Consider the following 16,892-nt stretch of genomic DNA (forward strand, 5'->3'; position numbering starts at 1 on the left):
GCGCCGGAGCCGGCAATCAGCGAGGCGCGTTCCGAACTGAACCGCGACTCATCAGACTATAGTGCCGCCGCCACCTTCTGACCATTGGGACTGCCGAGCCCCGTGCACGCATCCCAGCCTGGCGACGCGGCGAAGCTGCCGTTGTTGCCTTGGGTGATGTCGTTGAACGCGGCCGGCGCCTTGTACAACTTGGGGTTGATGAAACCGGCCGGTTGCCCCTTCGCCGCGTTGATCCGCGCAATCAACGCCGCCCACAGCGGTGCAACCGCGCTGGTGCCGCCGACCACCGTCTGCGTGCCGTCGATCAATACGCTATAGCCGGTGATGGGCGATGCATCGCCGGCGACGTCCGGCACGCCGCGCCCGCTGAGCGCCGTCTTCGCGCCGCTCGATGAAGTGGCCGACAGACCCTGTTGCCACACCGGCACCGGAAAGGTCCGGCTCACGCCACCGCCGCCTGCGCCGCCCTGTGCGCCGTCGTTCCACACCACCTCGTGCGAAATCGATGTGCCCGACGCGGTCAGGCTCGTGCCGCCACATGCCAGCACGTAAGGGCTCGACGCAGGAAAGTCGACCTGATCGCCGCTGGAACCATCGCTCGAGCCGCTATCGCCCGACGCCGCGCAGACCGTCACACCGAGCGCTGCCGCCGTTTGCAGCACACTGTTGAACGCCTGCTGCGACTGGCTGGTCCAGTTCGACTCCGGGCCGCCCCAACTGATCGAGACGACCGAGGGTTTGTTAGTCGCGTCATGCACCGCTCGGCTTACTGCATCGATGAAACCGGCGTCGCTGTTCTGTGTGAAATAGACCGCGATCGTCGCGCCAGGCACAATCGCACCGACGATCTCGATGTCGAGCGTGACTTCGCCGTCGGGCCCGTTCGGGTCGCCGCTCGGCTGATTGCTACCCTGATCGACGCCGACAGATTTCACCTTGGGTGAAGCAACGCCCAAGCTCGCAAAGTAACTCGTGAGGTCGGACGTGTTGAACCCGCCGCCAAGTTCGATGATGCCGACGCATTCGCCGCTGCCGTCGCCCTGCGGAAACTGATACAAGGACGCGAGTTGGAGCGGCGTAAAGGACGCCTGATGCGCTTTGGCCGGCTGGAACGGCGGCCGGATGCGAAAGTGCGGCCGCGCCTGAGGCCGGTTATCGAGGCCGAGCACGGCTTGCACGATGCCGTGCAAATCGTCCGGCACACTGATCGTGCCGGTGCGGCCGCGGAACTGGCCCGCCGTGTGGTGCTGGTAGTGTTCCAGCTTGACGCCAAAGGCGGTCTGGAACTGCGCGATCGTGCCGCTCAGCACCACCTGGCGCGCTGCCGGATCTTCCCGCACCACCGTCAGGCCGTGTGCAGTTGCAAAGGCTTTGACCTTGGCGATGTCGTCCGGAGCGGCGCTGTAATCTCTTGCAAAGGCCTCCCGCGATAGAGGTTTGACGCTCGGGTCGCCCGCTTCGATCTTGCTCATCAGTGCGTCGAACTGCGCCTGGTGTTGACGGCGCAGCATCACGAAAACCTCGATCCGTTCTGCCGGATCGCATTGCCCAACGACTGTCGAACCTTGTTCCGCCGTGCGCTCGCTTCCCGGCAGCGGTTGTCTATTGACCATGGTGTCGATTCTCCTGTTAGCGTGACGGCGCGGGCCGCAAAGCAGACCCCAGGCACGGCACGCGCCTGCACGAACTCACCGCCGCGTGGCCAGCGGCGGATTGCTGTTTCAAGAACTTCGCCAAATCGTCCGACCCATGCATTCGAACACAGTTCCGGCGTGCGCGGCAGTTGTCCGAATGGCTAACGCCGCGTTCGATCAATGCGCATCGCGCAGCACCCGCGCTATCATGCTGAAGCGGCAATCCAGCCGTTGCAGCGCCTCGCGCGCCACCCGCGCGCACGATCGAAGAATCAGAGGAACCCCATGTCAATTTCGATGTATCAAGCATCATTGCCCGTGCTGGTGCGCGGCATGACTAACCTGCAAGTCATCCTCGGCAAGGCCGAGGCGCACGCTGCAGAGAAACAGATCGACCCGTCCGTGCTCACGAACGCGCGGCTCGCGCCGGACATGCTGCCACTATTGCGCCAGGTCTATATCGTGAGCGACACGGCGAAGGGCTGCGCCGCCCGTCTGGCCGGCGTCGAAGCGCCGAAGTACGACGACGTCGAACAGACCTTCGAAGAACTCGATGCTCGCCTTCAAAAGACGATTGATTATCTGAAGGAATTCAATCCGCAACAGATCGACGGATCTGAAGAACGTCCGATCACACTGAAAATGCGCGTTGGCCCGATCGAGTTCACGGGGCTGTCATATCTGCTCGGTTTCGTGCTGCCGAATTTTTATTTTCACGTCACGACGGCGTACGACATTCTGCGTCACAACGGTGTCGAACTTGGCAAGCTCGACTATCTGGGCGGCATCAAGTAAGAAGGCGTATGCGCTGTGGCGTGAGTGCCATGTGATTGCGACATGAACTGCACATGAGCCGCACATCGGCAGCGTGCGAACCGGCGCATGAACCGCTCATGAAGCGCGTACGAACACGAGCAGTACACGTGCGGCGTCAAACACGCGGCTGGAACGCGATGATCGCCATGCCGGCCAGGGTGAATGCCACACCGGCCGCATCCCACAGCGTGGGGCGCACTTTGTCGACGCCCCATAGCCACACGATCGCCACTGCCACGTACACACCGCCGTAAGCCGCATATACGCGGCCTGCGGCGGTGCCGTGCAGCGTCAGCAGCCAGGCGAACAATGCGAGGCTGAGCGCGCCGGGCACCAGCAGCCAGATGGAGCCCCCCTCCTTCAGCCAACGCCAGGGCAAATAGCACCCAACGATCTCGGCGATGGCGGTCACGGCATAAAGCAGAAAAGTTTTCATCGACAGATAGAAGCGAGCGGTTGTGTTGCCGCGGGACGGTACGCGGCTGTCTATCGGCTTTATTAACACAATCACTTAGCGCGCGGGCATGATGCATGCGTGGACCGTCGCGTCGCGCCACTCTATTCGCTACCTGTCGTGGGCATCGCATCACCGTGTGCCGACATCCGCAAGTCCGGAAGTCCGGAAGTCAGTCAGTCCAGCGAAAGCCGCAACGCAAAGCCGATCAGCGCCGCTGAGAAAGTCCAACGCTGCAGTGTCTGCGCGAGAGGATGAGCCCGCATCCAGCCGGCAATGCGCGCCGCGCCAATCGCGTACGCGATGTCGAAACATGCGCCGATGGCGAGCAGCACCAAACCTAGTTCGACCATCTGCAGCGCAACCGGTCCGGCTACAGGACGCACGAACTGCGGCAATAACACCGAGCAGAACAACAGTGCTTTTGGGTTCAGCAGATTGGTCAGCAAGCCCTTGACGAAAGCGGTCCGCAACGGCCGCGACTCGGCGCCCATCACACCACCTTCGGGCAATGCGAATACAGGTGAACGGAAGATCTGGATACCAACCCACGCGAGATAAACCGCGCCACCGTAACGCACCACGTCGTACAACCAGGGCGCACTGCGCAACAGCGCCGCCACCCCGCATGCCGACAATGTGACGTGCGTGGCCCGCGCCACCCCAAGGCCGCCAGCCGCGGCGAAGCCACTGCGCACGCCGCGTCCGATGCTGGTCTGCAGAACCAGCGCCATGTCGGGCCCAGGCACGGCATAAACCACAAACAACGCAGCGATATAGACGACCAGAAGGTGTGCGGAAATCATAGAAGCCTCTTGTTTTCAAGGGCTCTATCTTGCCGTCGTCGGCGGAGGGTTTGCTGGTGAAATACAGGAGCAGCAGCCTCATCTTTGAAGGAATACGCTAATATTCCACTCCCGAGCCATGTTTTCCGCCAACGCACTGTCAACACCCCAAAGCCATGACAACCGACCTCGATAAAACAGACCGCGCGATCCTCGCCGCGCTGCAGAACGACGGCCGCATGTCGAATGCACGGCTCGCCGACATGGTCGGCCTGAGCGAGACGCCTTGCGCCCGCCGCCTCAAGCGCCTCGAAAACGACGGCTATATCGATCAGTACCGCGCGATGCTTTCGCGCTCCGCCCTCGGCCTCGGCGTCGTCGCGTTCGTCTATGTGCGTTTTGCCGTGCATGACCGCGCGGTCGCCACCCGTTTCGAACGCGAGGTCCAGGCAATCCCGCGAATTCTGGCGTGCCACAACGTGTCGGGCAGCGCCGACTATATTCTGCAGGTGGTCGCGCGCGATCTCGACGACTACGGCACGTTCATGCGCGACGAGATGCGCAGCCTGCCGGGCGTGACGTCGGTGGAATCGGCGTTGTCACTCCGGGAAATCAAGGCTAACGGCGGCCTGCCGCTGTCCTGACTGCGGACGTGGCATAGTCACGCATTTGATACGGCGCGAGCCGACCAGACGAGCACGGAGTTTTCATGGATCACGAACAGGCGAGAGCCGAAGAATCAGCCGCGATGGAGCGCGTCTTGACTGCAACCACGCGGGTAAAGGCGGCCTTCGCGTCGCTGCAATCGCAATTCCCGCCGGCCGGCAGCGGCCAGCCTTCGCAGTTCGCGCTGCAAACGTTCGACGCTGCGTTGCAGGAACTCGAAGACGCCCAGGCCGCATTCGACGAATTGCTTGGCGATCTGCTTGACGGCAATCGGTGAGTGGCATAGCCGGTCTCTTCACTGCATAGCTGCTGCGTAGGACGCGCGCGGTGGCCGTCTTCAGTTTCCACCGAGGCGGGCGTCGCGTTATCCGGAGCGGCCGGCCGGGCTTGACCGTTAGTTGCGTATTGACGTCATGGAACTGGAATTCCCACAACGCCCCATCGCCCATCCCCCTACCCGGTTCTGGGGGCTTCAACGTGCCACTGCGTCCAGAAGCGCGTTGAAACGGCCGGCGGTCCACTCAGAAAACGATATTGGTCCGCAACCCGACGATCGCTTCGTTACCGACGCGTTGGGACGGATTGCCCGGATCCGGAATACCGCCCGCCGGCCGGAACACATATTGGAAGTCCGCCTGCAACTGCCACCACGGTGCGACCTGATACTGGTAGGTCGCCTCGACGACAGTCTCGGCGCTGCGCGACGGATAGCCCGGTGTCGTCAGCGAGGCGGTATCGCTCGCGAGCCCTTGAGCACGCGAGCCGATCTTCGCGTAACCGACGGCCAATCCAGCAACGTCGTTGTCGCGCCCTTTGAACGGCGCTTTGAGTGCTACACCCGCATTCACACCGAGGTCCACCAGATTCCGATCACCTGGCGCGCCCATGATTCTCGCGAAGGCACCCACCGACTGCGGACTGTCCCCGCCCCGTTGCCAGACCGTCTGATCGGCCACTGCGTAGAAGCTGTAGTCGCCCCGGTGACTCGCCGGCGCGCCACTGCTCGCCGGATTCGCCAGCGACAAACCGGCACTGTCGAAACGCTGGTCCGCAAATTTTTGCGTGTTGTACCAGAAGCCCAGCTTGTAGGTGCCAGGCAGACCGGCTGCCTGCGTACCCGAGGGATTCGCCGCAGGCTGGTTGATGGCGTACTGCACCTCGCCGATGAACAACGCGCCGCCACGCAGATTGAAATTCGTGCCGTGGCGGTTCTGTTGCTGTGGGTCGCCCGTCTCGCTGCCCACCGGATTGCCGCCGAAGACACCGGCCATCACAGTCCATGCATCCGAAGGCCTGGCGCGCAATCGCACGCCAAGTGACGACAGCGGATAGGCCGGGCCGCCCGCCGGCATATCGACCGACGGCAACACAGGCCAGCCGAAGGTCGCGTTGACGAACGGCGTCGCGAACTGGCTCACCATGAATTCCTGGTCGAGACTCTGCTGCCCGACCTTCAGGTCCACTTTTCCGCCAATCAGGGATTGCTGATACCAGAGCTCCCATAGTCTCGTCGTGTCCTCGGCCTCGATACCGCTCGCGCTTTGAAGGGTCTGCAGATTCCGTTGGCTCAGATTGCTGCCGTGAATCTGCAATGCCGAGACATTGAACGTGCCACCCGGCAGCCCCACCGCTTTTTCCGTGTCGACGACGATACCGAACTGGGTCAGTCCATCGTAAGCGCCGCCTCGTTTGACCCAGCCCGACAGGTTGTTCAGATACTCGCTGGTTTCCTGCAGGTTGAAGGTCACGCCGTAGTTGCCGAGCCAGGGGCGCAGCCCGCCCATGTCGTCGAGCAGATTCGAACGTTCCCAGAGTCCGGTGGGCGCGGCAGGGGTCTGCTCAGCGGCAGACGTCTGCCCTGCGGCCGGAGACTGAACTGCGGCAGGCGCCTGATCCGAGGCGGGCACCGGATCCACTATCGGCGTCTGTGCCAGCACGGACGGCGCCACGCCGACCGACAACAGAAACGTCAGCCCGACGTGGCCACCCGACATCCACCACCCCGCTCTTTCAGGGACTTTCTGCGCGAGACAAGTCTGAGCGCCGCGCGCGCGGCGCGCCAAAGAACGATACGACAACGATTTGACGAACATAAGCTCACTCCCATCGGGTCCGGCAAAACCGGGCGATGTACGAAGACGTGACCGGGTCTCGCAAACAATGCGATACCGATCAAACAGAGGGAGCGTGCGACTGGCAGACCGGCTGGAACCGGTCACTGAAGAAGCGCGCTAACCCGAACGGAGCGAGTTAGCGGCGAAGGAGTAATCCTGCTGCTAACTCGCGGATACTGCGCCGGCGTAGACCGGCATCGGACTTCCACTACTGGAGCATGTGTCCACGGGGGACTCCTTTTGCTGAGACGGGCGGATTGTATTCGGCACACTTATAAAATCGCAAGTAAAAATCACACAAAAGAGATCGCACTCCGAATTTGCTGGCGAGCGCGTCACCTGCCCCTGCCGTTGCCCCGCCGTTGCCCTATCCACCGCTGCATCCGCGCCCTTCATTCCCCTGTCCTTCCTGTCACTTCTGAAAGACTCAACCTTGCCAACAATAGCGAAGTGCGTTGCCGCACGCATAAAAAAAGAATATTTGCTTCGCTTAACGAAGCATGTTGACTTCTGCTTGCGGGAGTGCATAAAATTCGCCAGTCATCACAAACGGGGCCATTGCCTTGGACACCAGCAGTAGTCGATTTTCGAACAGTTTCACTGCCTGACCGGCCCGACGCCCGCGCTCTCTTTTTCTCAGCCGCCGTCTCGCCAGCAGGCAGACGGTGCGCGCCGCAGTAACTCACCCCGTGCACCTTAACTAGCGCCATTCGGCCGCGCCGTGCTTATGCACGTCCCGCAACCATATGGCATTGCGTCGCGAGCATCCACTCGCGGCAGCGTTCGCTCACGCCGGTTCGATCTGTTCGAATTCCGGCGCGGCCGAGCGCGTGGACGAGCACGTACTTAACGAACGCAGATTAGCAACGTCGATAAGCAACGCAGATAAACAAAACCGATAAGGAGCCGCCATGCCGGACAGTGACAGTTATCCCTTATGCCGCTCAATTGCCACGCAATTTTTCATTTGCCTGAGGAAAGCAAGCAGAGGTTCGCCGCCGCGCGCATAGTGCCGGCCGCGCTCCGTGTCTGCTGGCTTTCCGCAACCCGCGTCAAGCCATACGCCCCGGAGAAACACCATGTACATCGCCGTCCTCGTACCGACCCTGCAGCAAGCGCATATTCACAGCGACGCTGCACTCGCGCTTCACAGCATCAAGCCGCACTGGCTCGCCGTGTCCTGGCAGCGCGTCAAAGCGCTCATCTCGAACCCGGCTTCGTAATTAGGCACTGTCAGCACCCGCACGCCTTCGCGATCCGCATGCGCCGCCGTCGCTCGACCCCATTCGACGACACTCGTGCTGCGGATTCCGAAGACGCGCCACTGCATACAAACCACATCTACTCAGGCGGCCAAAAATGTCCACTCCAATCAATGTCTCACCGCCACGCAGCGCCGTTCTCGACGAAGCCCATCTCGGCGACATCAAAGGCGCGCTCGGCACCATCGCGCACCACGATACCGCGCCTCGCAACAACTGGTGGGCCCGCATCCGAACGCTGCTTGCGATCCTTGGGCCCGGCCTCATCGTGATGGTCGGCGACAACGACGCCGGCGCCTTCGGCACCTACACGCAAGCGGGACAGAATTACGGCACCACCTTGCTGTGGACCATGCTGCTGCTAGTGCCCGTTCTCTTCGTCAATCAGGAAATGGTGCTGCGTCTCGGCGCCGTGACCGGCGTCGGCCATGCCCGGCTGATCTTCGAGCGCTTCGGCAAGTTCTGGGGGGCATTCAGCGTAGTCGACCTGTTCATCCTGAACGCGCTCACTATCGTGACCGAGTTCATCGGCATCACGTTCGTGCTGGATTTCTTCGGCATTTCGAAAGTGGCCGGGGTCTGCATCGCCGCCGCAGTGACAATGGCCGCAGTCAGTACGGGCAACTTCCGGCGCTTCGAGCGCTTTGCGGTCGCGCTCTGTCTGTTGAGCCTGTTGCTGGTGCCCGTACTGGTGTCGATTCATCCGCCGGTCGGCCAGATGGCGCACGACTTCCTGATTCCGAACTGGCCCGCTAATTCGAAACTGAGCGATGTGATGCTGCTCGTGATCGGCATTGTCGGCACCACTGTCGCGCCGTGGCAGTTGTTTTTCCAGCAGAGCTATATCGTGGATAAACGCATCACGCCGCGCTTCATGAAGTATGAGAAAGCCGACTTGTGGATCGGCATCGTATTCGTGATGATCGGCGCGGTGGCCATGATCTCGTTCTGCTCTGCACTGTTCGCAGGCAAACCCGAGTTCGGCAATTTCACGGATGCCGGCGGCGTGATCGCCAGCCTCGAAAAATATGCCGGCCGCACACCCGCGGTTCTCTTCGCGGTTGCTCTGCTCGACGCCTGCATCATTGGCGCGGCCGCGGTCTCGCTCTCCACCGCTTACGCAATCGGCGACGTGTTCAAGATTCGCCACTCGCTGCATCGCGGCGTGACGGACGCGAAGGGCTTTTACGTCGTCTACTTCGGCATCATCGCGGCCGCAGCGACGCTGGTCCTGATTCCCGGCAGCCCGCTCGGTCTTCTGACTGAAGCCGTGCAGACGCTCGCAGGCGTGCTGCTCCCGAGCGCGACCGTATTTCTGCTGCTGTTGTGCAACGACCGTGCGGTTCTTGGTCCGTGGGTGAACTCGAAGAAGCTCAACTTCTTTACAGGCGCAGTTGTCTGGGTGCTCGTCATGCTCTCAATCATCCTGACTGCATCGGTGATGTATCCGGACATTACCAGCGAAGCAATCATTGAAGTACTGGCCGGCGGCACGCTACTGGCCGTGGTCGGCTACGCTGCAACCGTGACGGTTCGCAGGCTGCGGCTCGCATCGACGGATACAGCGGCTTCCGCGGTCGCCCAGGCTTCAGCTGGCGAGCAGCAGTTTTCGAAAGAAGCACGCAATATGTGGCGCATGCCACCCCTGGAAGAACTGCCGGCACCGCAACTGACGCTATCCAAACGCATCTGGATGGGCGTGCTGCGCGGCTATCTGATCGTGGCGGTCGCACTCGTTGTCGTGAAGGTCGTGCAGATGACGTTGCTGCATTAAACCAATGCTGCCCGCCTGCTCACGGTTACTCCGGTGAGCGGCGGGCAAACGGCAGACCTTCGCATTACACGCCCCAGCGTAGTCCCGGCGTATGCACTGCGCTGTCCCAATGGCGCTTCATCTCATCGTCGAGCACGCACAGTGTGATCGATGCACCGGCCATCTCCAGCGAAGTCGTCAGCGCGCCTACCTGCACCCGGCCGATATTCAGCCCGCGCTGCTCGAGCCACGTACGCGTGGAATTGAAGAGCAGATACAGTTCTCCAAGCGGCGTACCACCGAGCCCATTGACGAGCACAAGTAATTCAGCATCTGCCGCCGGCTTCAGATCTTCAGCAATCGCCGTCAGCAACTCGCCCGCAATCGCGTCAGCGGGTGCGAACTTCGCGCGCCGACGCCCAGGCTCACCATGAATGCCGACACCCACTTCGATCTCGTCGTCGCCGATTTTGAACGTTAGCGTACCGGCCGCCGGCACCGTGCAACTGGTGAACGCCACACCCATCGACGCGGTGCGCTTGTTGATGCGGTCGCCAAAGGCCTTGCATTGCTCGAGATCCGCGCCGCTCTCCGCCATACTGCCAACCAGTTTCTCGACGATCACCGCGCCGGCCACGCCGCGCCGCCCTGTCGTGTAACTCGAATTCTCCACGGCCACGTCGTCGTTGATCAGCACCATTGCATTCGGCACCTCGGACATCTCCGACGCCATTTCAAAGTTCATCAGGTCACCGGAGTAGTTCTTCACGATGAAAAGCACGCCGGCACCGGTATCGACAGCCCTTGCTGCGGCCATCATCTGATCGGGTGTCGGCGACGTGAAAATCTGCCCCGGACAGGCCGCATCGAGCATCCCATAGCCGACGAAGCCTGAGTGCAGAGGCTCATGGCCAGAGCCGCCACCCGAAATCAGCGCAACCTTGCCGGGCTTCAACGCCTTGCGACGCACAAACACCGGCTCATTGTTCAGCACGACCAGGTCGCTGTGCGCAGCGGCGAACCCCGCCAGACTCTCGGCGAGAAAATCGTCCACATCATTGATGAATTTTTTCACGGTCTCTCGCTCCTTCACTCGTTATGAAGCGCCAGTCGCGCGCATACCGACGCAATCATGATCTGACTCGAACGCGCTCCCGGATCGATGTGTCCACGCGAACGTTCGCCGAGAAACGACGCCCGCCCTTTGGTCGCCAGCATATCGCGGGTAGCGAGCATGTTTTCCTCCGCGACCCGCGGCAACGCATCGCGCACCTCTTGTGATGTCGCGCCCTGTGCGGCCAGTTCGTCGAAGCGCTTCGCGACCGGGATCAGGACGTCCATCATCGTTTTGCTGCCGACGCCGGTCTTGCCGCGTTGACCGACCGCTTCGACCCCCGCGGCAAAAACGTGCGCAAAACCCGCTGTATCCGGTGCATGCCGTTCGGAAGCTTTAGACATGCCGCTCAGCAGCGAATAGAACAACGGCCCCGACGATCCGCCCACCGTCGAAAGGACCTTGGATGCCGCGATTTCCAGCGCGGGGCCGAATGCTGCGGCTTCGATGTCCGACCTCACAGCGAGCAGGGCCTCCATGCCTCGCAGCAGATTGAAGATGTGATCGCCATCGCCGATCTGCTGGTCGAGCAAAGCGATCTCGTCGGTATGTTCCTTCAGCGACGCATATGCGGCGTCGATGCACGCCATGACCGTTTTGCCGTTCATGTCGCTATCCTCCTGCCGTCGGCTCGGAAATATAAAAGACTGCGCGCCGGCAGCGAAACGCCGACCGATTGCCCGGGCGTGAAATTGCGCTCCGCCACTGTCGTTGCCACGACGGCGGTTCCCGCGCGATCGAGGATCAGCAGGTGCCGCAGCGGCGAATATTCGAGCACCTTCAGATTCAATGCGTCCTGTGCACCTGAAACATCGCGTTGATCCCGCGTGTCGCCGTCATGCAGCACCACGTCTTCGGGACGGATTGCCACTGTGGCCGTACCCGCCGGCATGTGCGCCGAATCGAACAGCGCCGGCGGCAGCAGGTTGATCGGCGGAGAGCCCAGCCGCTGCGCTGCACTGAGCGAAACCGGATTGCCGTATACCTCGCGGGGCGTGCCGAGCTGTACCAGACGCCCATGTTCGAGAATGCCGATACGATCCGCGAGCGTCGTCGCTTCAACCTGATCGTGCGTAACGTAAACAATCGTTGCGCCGATCGTGCGATGCAGGCGTTTGAGTTCGATACGCAACTCTTCGCGCAGCTTTGCATCGAGCGACGACAGCGGTTCGTCCATCAAAAATGCCTTGGGTTGCCGCACGAGCGCACGCCCTATCGCCACGCGCTGCATTTCGCCGCCTGAGAGGTGTGTCGCCATATTGTCGAGCTTCGATTCCATATGCAGCATCTCGGCCACCGCGTGGACTCGCGCGCGCACCTCGGTCTCGCTGCTGCGCCTTCTTGGCGAGCGCAGCGGAAAAGCCAGATTGCCGAACACAGTCAGATGCGGATAGAGCGAGTATTGCTGGAAGATAAACGCGACGTCGCGATCCGATGGATGCACGCCCGTAGCAATGGCGGCATCGATCAGTACATCGCCGGTATCCGGTCGTTCCAGCCCGGCAATCAGACGCAGCGTAGTCGTCTTGCCTGCACCGCTCGGCCCAAGCAACACGATGAACTCGCCATCATCGACGTCGATCGAAAGATCGTCGACAGCGCGGATGTCGCCAAACCGTTTCGATACATTGCGCAACTGGATTTCAGCCATGAGCCTCTCCGTATGCGGGAATCGTTTGAGCGGCGCGTGGCAGCAGGCGGCCCGATTGCGCGTCGTACAGCAGCGTGCGCTCCTTGCGAAACGACAAACCGACCGGCGATCCGGCAGGCAAACCGTCGTCCTTGCCCGCCCGCACGCGCACGACGCCCAACGCGGTCTCAATCACCAGCACCTGATGCGAGCCGAGATATTCATCGGCGATGACCTTGCCGCGCAGTGGGCCGCGCTCGTCGAGCACCACATGCTCCGGGCGAATGCCAAGCAGAACACGCTCGGCCGCCGCCTCGCAACGTGGCACCGGCACTGGGGCGCCGTGAAGTTGTACCGCTTCGCTACCCGCATCGACACCGCGATCGACCGGCAGGAAATTCATCGGCGGACTGCCGATAAAGTTGCCGACGAACACGGTGGCCGGAAAATGATAAATCTCATGTGGCGGCCCGGCTTGCAGCACTTCGCCCTTGTTCATCACGACAATGTCGTCGGCCATCGCCATTGCTTCGCTCTGATCGTGCGTCACATAAACCGTCGTTGCCGCGAGCGCGTTATGCAGCTTGCGCAGTTCAAGACACATCAGCTCGCGGAAGTCCGCATCGAGCGTCCCAAGAGGCTCGTCCATCAGAAAAGCCTTCGGCTGCCGCACGATCGCGCGGCCGAGGGCGACGCGCTGCCGGTCACCGCCCGACAGGCCGCCTGTTTTGCGATCGAGAATGTCCTCGATGCGCAGCATGCGTGCGACCGCATCGACCCGCGTCGCGATTTCCTTGCGCGACACATGCTCGTTCTTCAGCGGAAACGCTATGTTGTTGCGCACCGTCATATGCGGATACAGCGCGAACATCTGAAACACGAACGCGATATCGCGCTGACGTGCACGCAGCGCCGTCACGTCTTCGCCGTCGATCAGAATCTGCCCTGAGGTCGGCAACTCGAGCCCGGCGATCATCCGCAGCGTGGTGGTCTTGCCGCAGCCCGACGGACCGAGCAGTACGACAAAGCGTCCCGCATCGATCGTCAGACTGGTGCCGCGCACCGCGACGAAATCGTCGAAACGTTTATGGAGGTTGGCAAGCACGATGGTCGACATGGCGCTATTCCGGGAAATGGCTCGTCACGAGGAACGCAAGTGCACCCACCAGAATGACCGGAAACGACCACGTGAACAGCGCCAGCGAAAACGGCTGAACCAGCATCGCCATGCCGGTGCCGATCAGCACGGTGGAGGCCGTTTCGCTATAGCTGCGGCGCAGCCAGCGCCCCTGCGTGAGAACGAAATCACGTTTCATTTGCGCACCGCTCCAAATGTGATACCGCGCAATAGATGTTTGCGCAGCACGACAGTAAAGAAGAGAATCGGCAGTACGAATAGCGTGGTCGCCGCCGCAACAGCGGGCCAGTCCTGCCCGCCTTCGCCGATGATGAACGGAATGAACGGCGGCATGGTCTGCGCATCGCCGCTCGTCAGCAAAGACGCGAACGCATACTCGTTCCACGCGAAGATCAGACAGAAAATCGCGGTTGCCGCAATGCCGGTGATTGCCTGCGGCAGCACGACTTTGACGAAGGCCTGCAGACGTGTGTAGCCGTCTACCAGCGCCGCCTCTTCGTATTCGCGCGGAATCTCGTCCATGAAGCCCTTCAGCAGCCACACCGCCAACGAGACATTCACTGCCGTATAAAGCACGATCATGCCGACATAGCTGTCGCTCAGGCCCAACGCGCGATACATCAGGTAGATCGGAATCGCGACCGCTATCGGCGGCATCATGCGAGTCGACAGAATAAAAAACAGCAGGTCGTCGGCGAGGGGGACTTTGAAACGCGAAAAGGCATACGCCGCGAGCGTGCCGAGAAACACCGCGAGGAAAGTCGAACCGAATCCGATCACGAGCGAATTGACGAAGCGCGGCAACACCTTCGACGGACCCGCGATCACCATGCTGCGCTTGCGCACGTCGCGCTCATACCAGGTTTGCGCAGGCGGCAGACTGGCGATGAATTCCGGCGTCTGCCGCGAACGGATCGTAAACAGGTTCACGTAGCCTTCCATGGACGGCTGGAACAGCACGACTGGCGGATAGGCGATCGCGTCTTCCTGGGTCTTGAAGCTCGTCAGGAAGATCCAGACCATCGGCAAGGTGGCGAGCAATGCATACGTGATGACGGCCGCGGCGGCGAAGCGCTTGGCGCGCGGCGACGACGCCACCACCGAGTATTGACTGGCAGTCGGTCTCATCGTTGTTTCACCCGGTTGAGTGCCTTCACATAGATGTTCGCCGCACCGAACACCGTCACGAAGAGAATGATGGCCAGCGCCGACGAATAGCCGGTTTGCCACTTCTCGAATGCGGCGCGCTTTAGCGTGATCGACACGGTTTCGGTTACCGAACCCGGTCCGCCGGAAGTCAGCAGGTTCACCATGTCGAACATCTTGAAGTTCTCGATGCCGCGAAACAGCACCGCCAGCATCAGGAACGGCAAGGTCATCGGCAACGTGATCGACCAGAACTGCCGCCATGGCGTGGCGCGATCCACTTCCGCCGCTTCGTAGATGTAGTCGGGAATCGAACGCAGACCCGCGAGGCAGATGAGCATCACATAAGGTGTCCACATCCACGTATCGACCATCACGATGGTCCACGGTGCAAGCGAGACGTCGCCGATCATCTGGAACGACCCGGGAGCAATGCCCGTGAAGAAGCTGACGATATCGTTGAAAAGACCCGTTTGCGGTTGCAGCAGAAAGGTCCAGAAATTGCCCACGACGGCGGGCGAAAGCATCATTGGCAGCAGGATCAACGTGGTCCAGAAACTATGCCCGCGGAACTGCCGGTTGATCAGCAACGCGAGGCCGAAGCCGAGCAGCACCTCCAGTCCGACCGACCAGAACACGAAACGCGCCGTGACTTGCATGGCGTACCAGATGTCTTCGTCGGTGAGAATATCGACGTAGTTGTCGATGCCGACAAAGTGCGCCGGCACGCTCGGCATATTCGACTTGAAATTCGTGAACGAGAGACGCAATGCCCAGATCAACGGGAAGATGTTGATGGCGAGCAGCAGCAGGATCGTCGGAAGAATGAACAGCCACGCAATGGTTCGGTCCGATAGCCCGGCCAGGCGCGTGCTCACGCGCGCCCGTGCGCCTGACTCGAGCCCAGCCGACGGAAAAGGCTTGTTTGCCAACATGCCTGACTCCTTTAAGCGGACCGGCGGCAATCCGTGCAGGCGGCGCCGGTCCAGTCGGGAAACGCGCTAGTTCTTGCCTTCGGCCTTGAAGACCTTGTTCCAGTCTTTGACCAGGAGATCGAGCGCTTCCTTGGCCGTGCCCTTATCGGCCACCACGTAATCATGCACGCGCTTTTGCATGTCGAGCAGCAGTTCTGCGTAAGCGGGTTCCGCCCAGAAGTCCTTCACGATCGCCATCGACTTCAGGAAGGCCGGTGCAAACGGGGCGCTCTTTGGGAAGTCCGGGGCATCGACCACCGACTTCGCCGCCGAATAACCGCCCAATTGCCACCATTTCTTCTGGACATCCGGCTGCGCGAACCATTTGATGTACTCGAGCGCGTCGTCTTTATGATCCGAGTACGAAACGACCGAGATGCCCTGCCCGCCCAACTGTGTGAACTGCTTCAACTCACGCGGATTGACGAAGAACCCGATCTTGTCGCCGCCGACGTTCGGGTCTTTATAGAGTCCCGGGAAAAACGCAAACCAGTTCATCTGCATCGCCACCTGGCCTGACTTGAACGCGTCAAGTCCTTCCTGCATGTACGCGTTGGTCATTCCCGGTGCCGTGCAACACTTGTAGAGCGCCTTATAGAACTCCAACCCCTTGATCGCGCCCGGTGAATTGACGAAGCCGTCCAGGTGATAAGGCTTCTTCGGGTCTTCGTATTCGAAGCCGAAGTTATAGAGCGCGTTGGTCACGCCCATCGTGATGCCTTCGGAACCGCGCTCGGTGAAGATATACGCGCCGTACACGGTCTTGCCGTCGATCTTGCGGCCCTGGAAGAACTCGGCGGTTTGCTTGAGCTCATCCAGCGTGGTGGGTGGTTCGAGTTCGCGTTTATATTTTTGCTTGAACTCCGCGCGCAACTCCGGGCGCGCGAACCAGTCCTTGCGATATGTCCAGCCGACCGCGTCGGCCATTGCCGGCAATGCCCAGTAGTTCGGCGTATTCTTCGGCCACTCCGAATAACCGACCACGGTCGCCGGCACGAAGTCGTCCATCGATATCTTGTTCTTCACGAAGAAATCGTTGAGCTTGACGTAGTGCCCATTAACCGCCGCGCCGCCAATCCACTGGCTATCGCCGATGATCAGATCGCATAGTTTGCCATGCGAATTAAGTTCATTGATGAAGCGGTCGGCGTAACTGGTCCACGGCACGAACTCGAACTTCATCTTGATGCCGGTCTTGCTCGTGAAATCTTTCGACAGTTCGACGAGTGCGTTGGCTGGATCCCATGCCGCCCAACATAATGTCAACTGCTTGCCCTGCGCCTGCGCGCCCGTCGCCATGCCGAATCCCAGCGATACGATGGCTGCCGCCACTACCCTTGCTGACGTAAGACGTAACATGTGTCTTCTCCTTGTCTTTCTCGGGTCTCCAACCTGATATGGAACAG

General features: G+C 61.0%; 17 protein-coding genes. 5 read left to right on the forward strand and 12 right to left on the reverse strand.

Annotated elements, in window-relative coordinates:
* Positions 1-56: 56 nt before the first annotated feature.
* Positions 57-1,613, reverse strand: coding sequence for a protease pro-enzyme activation domain-containing protein (locus M0D64_RS02620; RefSeq protein ID WP_266256506.1), 1,557 nt, complete (start codon positions 1,611-1,613; stop codon positions 57-59).
* 306 nt (positions 1,614-1,919) lie between these two features.
* On the opposite strand from M0D64_RS02620, the gene M0D64_RS02625 reads away from it, so the two are divergent.
* Entirely contained in the window at positions 1,920-2,429 is a 510-nt protein-coding gene (locus tag M0D64_RS02625; protein ID WP_154564317.1) for a DUF1993 family protein, read from the forward strand.
* 136 nt (positions 2,430-2,565) lie between these two features.
* Here M0D64_RS02625 and M0D64_RS02630 read toward each other — a convergent pair whose 3' ends face one another.
* Both M0D64_RS02630 and M0D64_RS02635 read right to left on the reverse strand, forming a co-directional pair.
* Positions 2,566-2,886 carry a YnfA family protein gene (locus M0D64_RS02630; RefSeq protein WP_154564319.1) on the reverse strand — a complete coding sequence of 107 codons (321 nt, stop codon included), beginning with the start codon at positions 2,884-2,886 and terminating at the stop codon, positions 2,566-2,568.
* Positions 2,887-3,080: 194 nt separating this feature from the next.
* Positions 3,081-3,710, reverse strand: coding sequence for a LysE family translocator (locus M0D64_RS02635; protein WP_154564321.1), 630 nt, complete (start codon positions 3,708-3,710; stop codon positions 3,081-3,083).
* A gap of 155 nt (positions 3,711-3,865) precedes the next feature.
* Between M0D64_RS02635 and M0D64_RS02640 the strand changes: the two genes are divergently transcribed.
* A complete protein-coding gene (locus M0D64_RS02640; RefSeq protein ID WP_054039235.1) occupies positions 3,866-4,333 on the forward strand; it encodes an Lrp/AsnC family transcriptional regulator in 468 nt (155 codons plus the stop codon).
* A 65-nt stretch (positions 4,334-4,398) separates the two neighbouring features.
* Entirely contained in the window at positions 4,399-4,632 is a 234-nt protein-coding gene (locus M0D64_RS02645; protein ID WP_054039234.1) for a hypothetical protein, read from the forward strand.
* 244 nt (positions 4,633-4,876) lie between these two features.
* Here M0D64_RS02645 and M0D64_RS02650 read toward each other — a convergent pair whose 3' ends face one another.
* Positions 4,877-6,349, reverse strand: a complete 1,473-nt coding sequence (locus M0D64_RS02650) for a carbohydrate porin (protein ID WP_266256761.1) — start codon at positions 6,347-6,349, stop codon at positions 4,877-4,879.
* Positions 6,350-7,548: 1,199 nt separating this feature from the next.
* Between M0D64_RS02650 and M0D64_RS02655 the strand changes: the two genes are divergently transcribed.
* Positions 7,549-7,692 carry a hypothetical protein gene (locus M0D64_RS02655; RefSeq protein ID WP_154564325.1) on the forward strand — a complete coding sequence of 48 codons (144 nt, stop codon included), beginning with the start codon at positions 7,549-7,551 and terminating at the stop codon, positions 7,690-7,692.
* A gap of 136 nt (positions 7,693-7,828) precedes the next feature.
* Positions 7,829-9,505, forward strand: coding sequence for an NRAMP family divalent metal transporter (locus tag M0D64_RS02660; RefSeq protein ID WP_266256507.1), 1,677 nt, complete (start codon positions 7,829-7,831; stop codon positions 9,503-9,505).
* A 64-nt stretch (positions 9,506-9,569) separates the two neighbouring features.
* Here the strand turns inward: M0D64_RS02660 and dhaK are convergent, their stop codons facing one another.
* The 8 genes from dhaK to M0D64_RS02700 all read right to left on the reverse strand — a co-directional run bounded on the left by dhaK (position 9,570) and on the right by M0D64_RS02700 (position 16,845).
* The gene (gene dhaK, locus M0D64_RS02665) at positions 9,570-10,559 is read right to left on the reverse strand and encodes a dihydroxyacetone kinase subunit DhaK (protein WP_266256508.1); all 990 of its coding nucleotides are present in this window, start codon (positions 10,557-10,559) and stop codon (positions 9,570-9,572) included.
* A 14-nt stretch (positions 10,560-10,573) separates the two neighbouring features.
* On the reverse strand, positions 10,574-11,206 hold the full coding sequence (gene dhaL / locus M0D64_RS02670) for a dihydroxyacetone kinase subunit DhaL (RefSeq protein WP_154564329.1): 633 nt from the start codon (positions 11,204-11,206) through the stop codon (positions 10,574-10,576).
* Positions 11,203-12,249 (reverse strand): ABC transporter ATP-binding protein, encoded by a 1,047-nt coding sequence (locus M0D64_RS02675; protein WP_266256509.1) that lies wholly within the window; start codon positions 12,247-12,249, stop codon positions 11,203-11,205. The genes dhaL and M0D64_RS02675 overlap by 4 nt, the downstream gene beginning before the upstream one ends.
* On the reverse strand, positions 12,242-13,345 hold the full coding sequence (locus M0D64_RS02680; protein WP_266256510.1) for an ABC transporter ATP-binding protein: 1,104 nt from the start codon (positions 13,343-13,345) through the stop codon (positions 12,242-12,244). The genes M0D64_RS02675 and M0D64_RS02680 overlap by 8 nt, the downstream gene beginning before the upstream one ends.
* A gap of 4 nt (positions 13,346-13,349) precedes the next feature.
* A complete protein-coding gene (locus tag M0D64_RS02685; protein ID WP_266256511.1) occupies positions 13,350-13,544 on the reverse strand; it encodes a hypothetical protein in 195 nt (64 codons plus the stop codon).
* Positions 13,541-14,494, reverse strand: coding sequence for a carbohydrate ABC transporter permease (locus tag M0D64_RS02690; protein ID WP_266240265.1), 954 nt, complete (start codon positions 14,492-14,494; stop codon positions 13,541-13,543). The genes M0D64_RS02685 and M0D64_RS02690 overlap by 4 nt, the downstream gene beginning before the upstream one ends.
* Positions 14,491-15,447 carry a carbohydrate ABC transporter permease gene (locus tag M0D64_RS02695; protein WP_154564339.1) on the reverse strand — a complete coding sequence of 319 codons (957 nt, stop codon included), beginning with the start codon at positions 15,445-15,447 and terminating at the stop codon, positions 14,491-14,493. Before M0D64_RS02695 ends, M0D64_RS02690 begins: the two co-directional genes overlap by 4 nt.
* Before the next feature lie 66 nt (positions 15,448-15,513).
* Complete coding sequence (locus M0D64_RS02700; RefSeq protein ID WP_154564341.1) at positions 15,514-16,845, reverse strand: ABC transporter substrate-binding protein; 1,332 nt, start codon at positions 16,843-16,845, stop codon at positions 15,514-15,516.
* Positions 16,846-16,892 lie beyond the last annotated feature (47 nt).

This window comes from Paraburkholderia sp. WS6, assembly GCF_030464835.1.
Classification (GTDB): Bacteria; Pseudomonadota; Gammaproteobacteria; order Burkholderiales; family Burkholderiaceae; genus Paraburkholderia; species Paraburkholderia madseniana.